The sequence below is a fragment of the Secundilactobacillus collinoides DSM 20515 = JCM 1123 genome (assembly GCF_001435975.1).
Lineage (GTDB): Bacteria > Bacillota > Bacilli > Lactobacillales > Lactobacillaceae > Secundilactobacillus > Secundilactobacillus collinoides.
This window is the reverse complement of record NZ_AYYR01000124.1, coordinates 1-5,695: the sequence shown is the minus strand read 5'-3', so window position 1 is coordinate 5,695 and position 5,695 is coordinate 1. Positions and strand designations below refer to the sequence as shown.

The following is a 5,695-nucleotide window of genomic DNA, read 5'->3' as shown; positions in this document are numbered from 1 at the left end:
CGCGAGCCACTACGGTAACGTGCCAAATCGCGCAATGCAACGGCCATCTTCAGCAAATATCGTAATGCAACGGACCATACCACAAACAAAAACGCACAGTTCAAGAGAACTGTGCGTTTGTTTATATACATGATTCATGCAAGTTGATTAAGAACAGGTAGCGTCCGACTGTTCGCTAGTCGAAACGCATTCTGACACGCTCTAAGGTTCCCCTACTTCAGTGTTCCCTTGCGCATGAGATTGTGAACGCAAGGCAGCTTCGATGGATTCGAGAGAACGGTTCCGAGTTTCGATGGTCTTCTTGACAACGAACCAGATAGCCACGAAACAGAGGACACCATAGACGATGAACAAGCGGGCGATCCCTTGTCCTTCAGGGTTGGCAACACCGGCTGGGGTGAAAGCAACAAGTAATGGTGTAAAGGTTTCTGAAACACAGAAGTTGGCAAACCAGTTGATGCAGGCACCAAATGAGTTCCCTAACCCACGAATGTTCAGTGGGAAGGCTTCACCAATCATGACCCACATAACAGGACCCCAAGTAGCGGAGAAGAAAGCAATGTAAAGGGTCAAGGCAATAACACAGATCCATGAACCTAAGTTACCATTACCGGCGTGTAAGAGGATCATAGCAGCTGACATCAAGAACAAGCAGACACCCATCCCAATGGCACCACCGATCAGCATCTTCTTACGGTCGATCTTATCCATAATGGAAACGGCAATAGCGGTGACAATCACGTTAAAGATCCCGATGATAATGTGTGATTGAAGAGCAAAGTGGGTACTAAACCCGGCTGAGATGAAAATAGTTGGGGCGTAGTACAACACAGTGTTACAACCCATGACTTGTTGGAAAATGGCTAACCCTAAGGCCATGACCAATACTGGACGTGCCATTGGGCCAAAGAGTTCGTGGAAACCGCCAGAAGGAATAGCAGCTTGAACTTTGATATCTTCCAATTCTTCCTTAGCTAATTTTTCGTTATCAGAGAATTGATTCAAAACGTTCAGCGCTTCAGCTTCGTCGCCACGCTTAACCAGGAACCGTGGTGATTCAGGCAGGAACAACCCACCGATGAAGAGCAGTGCGGCTGGCACAGCTGCCAGCCCTAACATCCAACGCCAGCCAATGGATTCAGCTAGGTTGAACAGGCCATCTGGTGATAACCATTCATTACCAATGTAAGCAAATAGGATACCGGTCATAACCATCAATTGGAACAGTGACCCGATCCCACCACGTTTGTCAGTAGGTGCAAGTTCGGCCAAGTACGTTGGAATCAGTGATGAAGCACCACCAACGGCAATCCCAAGAACGACACGGAAACTAACCAGAGAAACGTACTCTGGTGAAAAGGCAGAACCCATTGCACCAATGAAGAAAATAATTGCAGAAGTCAAAAGCAATTTCCGACGACCATACTTATCAGACATTGGCCCGATGATTGCGGCACCTAAAATGGCACCCAATAGTACAGAAGCGGTAATGAACCCGTATTCAAACGAGCCGTTTTGGATGTTGAGTTCGTGACCGATGAACAACATGGCCCCTGAAATAACACCTGTATCGTAACCGAATAGTAAACCACCGAGGGCCCCAAAGAAGTAAATGAAACCGACGGGCATGTGTCTCTTTGCAGACGTATTACTCATGCGACAAAATCCTCCTATCAAATAAGTTCCAACAAGCAACGGCTAAGGCGGGGTAAGAATCGTAACCGCTTACAAATGAATGCAAAACATCACCCAACTTACTTCACATCGACGTTTCGCACCGATTAAAATAACTGGTTACGACCCTTAACCGTTACCCACACAACACTAAAAATAAAAAACTGTTTCTTTAGTTGGTTTAGAAAATCAACTAACCTAAAAGCTATTATATCCCCTCCTCTTCAAAATGCAAGCACTTTCATTTTGATTGTGTCTTTGACAAGTAGCCCAACTAACTAAACGCCGTATATGTGAAAAATAATGGTGGAGAAACCGCTTCCCATGCCGGTTTTATGCGAATTATTTATTTCAGAAAAACTATAGGCCAAACTAACTTCCTGCTGAAAATATTTTTCGCAGTTATCATTTTTCGATTGGGTGACCAAACTGTCGGGAGACTTTTTTTGAATAAGAATTAAAAAAATCCATCACTTTTCCAATTCTTTGGAAAGCATGATGAATTGTTTTCTTCATTAAAGAACAACTAGCGCAGCTTTGAACTGCCTGCTAGCCGTGAATACCTAAAGCCACTTTCGCAAACCGGCTCATCCGGTCCATGCTCCAAGCTGGCTCCCAAACCAATTCGATGTCACATTCAGTGATGCCGTCAATCGCTACCACTGCCTGCGTAATCTGGTCGTTTAACAGGTCACCCAACGGACACCCCATCGTCGTCAAGGTCATTGTGAGAATACACTTGCCGGCATCGTCAACGTCAACGTCATAGATGAGGCCGAGGTTCAGCATATCAATGCCCAGTTCGGGATCGATAACGTCTTCCATGGCGGCCATGACTTTATTTTCGAGTTCAGAATACTGTTTTTCTTCTGCCATAATTTCTCCTTATTGTGCGAGGACGCCGTGAACGACGATGACTTCACCGTCCGCGTCCGGTGCTTCTAACCAATGAAATTCACCTGGGGTCATCACAACCGCTTTGCCGGGGGTTAAAGTGGTTACCTCATCGTCCGTGTGAAACTGGATACTGCCCTTGATCGACACGACCGTCACCGTCATAAGTGACTGATGGCGCTGAATCGTGGTGCCCTTTGGTAAAACTAGGTGGGTGATTTTTAAATGCCGTTGCGACAACATTTGATCAGGACCGCTTGTGACTTCTGGATCTGACGATAAGATCTTCATACCAATGACCTCCAACAATGACTTTCCCAAATTATAACCGTTTTGAGCCCATCATGTATATATAAAGATTAAAAAATTATGAATTTATTTCAAATAATGGGGTGATAACTATATGAAATAGGACTATTTGAATTATTGCTATCCTGTTTTTGGGCGGTCTATTGCACCTCAAACCCATACCCGCGAATGTGTTGCTTCAACATTTCTAAATAAAGTTGGGCAGTGGCGCTGAGCTCTATTTTTTTATGCCGCAAATACCCCAGCGTGATGGTGTCGTCAACATCTAACGGAATGGCAACGATTTTTTCATCATTAAGCTCACTGCTGATGATTCCGGAACTGATGGTGTACCCGTTAAGCCCGACCATCAAATTAAAAATGGTAGCCCGGTCACTGATCAGGATGTGTTTTTTATGCGGCAACGTACTCAGAATCTCCTCGGAAAAATAAAACGAATTGGTATCCCCCTGCTCATATGAGAGGTACGGGTAATCCTTGAGGTCGGCCAGGGTAATGTGCGATTTCGCCGTCAGCGGATTATCACGACCAACAAACACGTGCGGCTGAACGTCAAACAACGGTGTGAACTCGAGGTCCTTTTCGGTAATAAGGCGTTTCATGACCGTTTTATTAAAGGCGTTAATGTAGATGACACCCAGTTCACTTTTCAGCGTTTGAATATCATCCAGCACGTTTTCCGTTTGGGTCTCGCGCAACGTGAACTGATACGTGTCGCCACCAATCTGCTTGACGAGATCAACAAAGGCGTGGACGACAAACGCATAGTGTTGCGCTGATACGCTGAAGACCCGTTTTCGAATCGTGCCCTGGCCAAAATGCTGGTTCAACAAATTGACCTGATCCAAGACACCACGCGAATAGTTCATAAACTCGCGTCCAGCGTCGGTCAGGGTGATGCCGGCTTTGCTTCGATAAAACAGTTGGATCTGATACTCCTTTTCTAATTCCTTCATTGACTGTGACAGCGACGGTTGACTGATAAATAACTGTTTTGCGGCTTCGTTGATCGAACCCGTTGCAGCAATCTTTTCTAAATACTCTAACTGTTGAATGCGCATAGCTGAACCCCGTTTCAATGTTATAGGTAATACCTATTATATCACCAAGATAATTAGACTTATCTATTTTTCTCATTTGTTGTTAAACTAATCTCAATCAAACTTTAACGGAGGCCCAACCACATGACAAAAACCCGATTCCAAATCGTTGGCTCACTATTACGACCAACTGACCTATTAGATTACAAGACCCAAATCGAAAAGCGCGACGACATTCAGTACCCCTTCTATAACGACTTACCCGGTTACCAGAATGTTGAATCAGCCGATGTGACTAAAATCATCGCTGAAGAAAAAGCGCACGGTTTGGATGTCCTGACTGATGGGGAATACACCAAGTCAATGTGGCACTTGGACTTCATCTGGGGCTTTGGCGGCGTTGAACGCTACATTGCCGACCACGGCTACACCTTTGAGGATCACGATGGCGGTAATTTTGAAACCCGTAAAGATATCGGTGTTAAGATCACTGCCCCACTGTCAGGCAAGAACCACCATTTCATCGAAATCTACAAGAACCTGAAGGCACAGGCCGGCGATAATGACGTTAAATTGACCGTCTGGGGCGCCGCACACGCCTTCACGGAGCTTGGCCTGATTGACCACCTCTACGGCCCTGACGAAGTTTATAAGACGGCTGACGAACTGAAAGCCGGTTTGATCAACGCCTACAAGGAATTCTTAACGGAATACAAGGCGGCGGGTGGTCAGATCATCCAGTTTGATGACTGTTTATGGGAACTGTTCGCTGACGACAACCAACAAAGCTTCTTCTCCGAGGGCAACGGCAGTTTAGCCGACCTCGCCGATGACTTTGTTGCCATCAACAACGCAGTTGCCGACTACGGTCACGAATTAGGTCTCCGAGTTTGGACACATAACTGCCGTGGTAACTACGAATCACGCCACGCTGCCAGCGGCAGTTACGCCGCAATCGCGCAGAAATTTCTGCACGATCAGCACTACGACCGTTTCTTCTTGGAATGGGACGACGAACGCGCTGGTGATATCACCGCGCTAAAGGCCCTGCAAGACCGGCCAAACGTTGAAGTTGTGCTCGGCTTACTCTCAAGTAAGACCAACACCTTGGACGATGAGGACCGCGTTTATCGCTTGCTTAACCAAGCAAGCGGCATCTTAGGCAAGGACCGCCTTTACCTGTCACACCAGTGCGGGTTTGCTTCCTGTGATTCAGGCAACGAACTCACTCAGGAACAGGAATGGGCAAAGATCGACCAGGGGCAAAAGATTGCTGCTGCCTTCTGGGCTTAATTCATTTACGGTTTCAACTAGATTCAATTCTAATATGACTGCAAGAGACCAGGCCAATTCTTGACCTGGTCTCTTATTTTGGTTTTGTTGTTTGCTAATTGTTGTTTGCTGCTCGTTGTTTTCTGCTCGTTGTTTGCTGCTCGTTGCATGGTCTTTCTATGGCCGTTGCATTCTGCAATTTGGAGCCTACTTGTTATTTAGTTAAGTATGCTAATAGAATTGCCCTAGTTTCAAGAAAAATCCGCCCTCGACTGCCTAAATAATACTGATCAGTGATGCTTCTAAGTTTTGTGAGCAAGAATTCATATCAAATTTCCATTAGTTGTTTTAAAATACGACACTATTATTTTTTGGGTCTCGTTGTGTTGTTTCGCCAAAATGAGAATACCTTTCTATGATAAGGATTGACACTTTTTGAATTTTTTTCGATTCCCGAAGTGTCAAATCAAGTGCAACAGTTAATGACCTATTCCAATGATTGGTCT

5 protein-coding genes are annotated in these 5,695 nt (G+C 45.5%); 1 reads left to right on the top strand and 4 read right to left on the bottom strand.

Annotated elements, in window-relative coordinates; genetic code table 11:
- Positions 1-201 precede the first annotated feature (201 nt).
- From FC82_RS15240 to FC82_RS15225, 4 genes are all read right to left on the bottom strand, one after another.
- Positions 202-1,656, bottom strand: coding sequence for a sugar porter family MFS transporter (locus FC82_RS15240; RefSeq protein ID WP_054762861.1), 1,455 nt, complete (start codon positions 1,654-1,656; stop codon positions 202-204).
- A 567-nt stretch (positions 1,657-2,223) separates the two neighbouring features.
- Positions 2,224-2,550: a metal-sulfur cluster assembly factor gene (locus FC82_RS15235; protein ID WP_054762863.1), complete on the bottom strand. Its 327-nt coding sequence runs from the start codon at positions 2,548-2,550 to the stop codon at positions 2,224-2,226.
- A 9-nt stretch (positions 2,551-2,559) separates the two neighbouring features.
- Positions 2,560-2,859 carry a cupin domain-containing protein gene (locus FC82_RS15230; protein WP_054762865.1) on the bottom strand — a complete coding sequence of 100 codons (300 nt, stop codon included), beginning with the start codon at positions 2,857-2,859 and terminating at the stop codon, positions 2,560-2,562.
- Positions 2,860-3,017: 158 nt separating this feature from the next.
- Complete coding sequence (locus FC82_RS15225) at positions 3,018-3,938, bottom strand: LysR family transcriptional regulator (RefSeq protein ID WP_054762867.1); 921 nt, start codon at positions 3,936-3,938, stop codon at positions 3,018-3,020.
- 123 nt (positions 3,939-4,061) lie between these two features.
- Here FC82_RS15225 and FC82_RS15220 point away from each other — a divergent pair, with 123 nt between their 5' ends.
- Complete coding sequence (locus FC82_RS15220) at positions 4,062-5,210, top strand: cobalamin-independent methionine synthase II family protein (protein ID WP_054762870.1); 1,149 nt, start codon at positions 4,062-4,064, stop codon at positions 5,208-5,210.
- Positions 5,211-5,695 lie beyond the last annotated feature (485 nt).

Bases quoted from the DNA above. Each gene is read 5' to 3' on its own strand.
- FC82_RS15240 (WP_054762861.1), bottom strand. From the start codon at position 1,656: ATGAGTAATACGTCTGCAAAGAGACACATGCCCGTCGGTTTCATTTAC.
- FC82_RS15235 (WP_054762863.1), bottom strand. From the start codon at position 2,550: ATGGCAGAAGAAAAACAGTATTCTGAACTCGAAAATAAAGTCATGGCC.
- FC82_RS15230 (WP_054762865.1), bottom strand. From the start codon at position 2,859: ATGAAGATCTTATCGTCAGATCCAGAAGTCACAAGCGGTCCTGATCAA.
- FC82_RS15225 (WP_054762867.1), bottom strand. From the start codon at position 3,938: ATGCGCATTCAACAGTTAGAGTATTTAGAAAAGATTGCTGCAACGGGT.
- FC82_RS15220 (WP_054762870.1), top strand. From the start codon at position 4,062: ATGACAAAAACCCGATTCCAAATCGTTGGCTCACTATTACGACCAACT.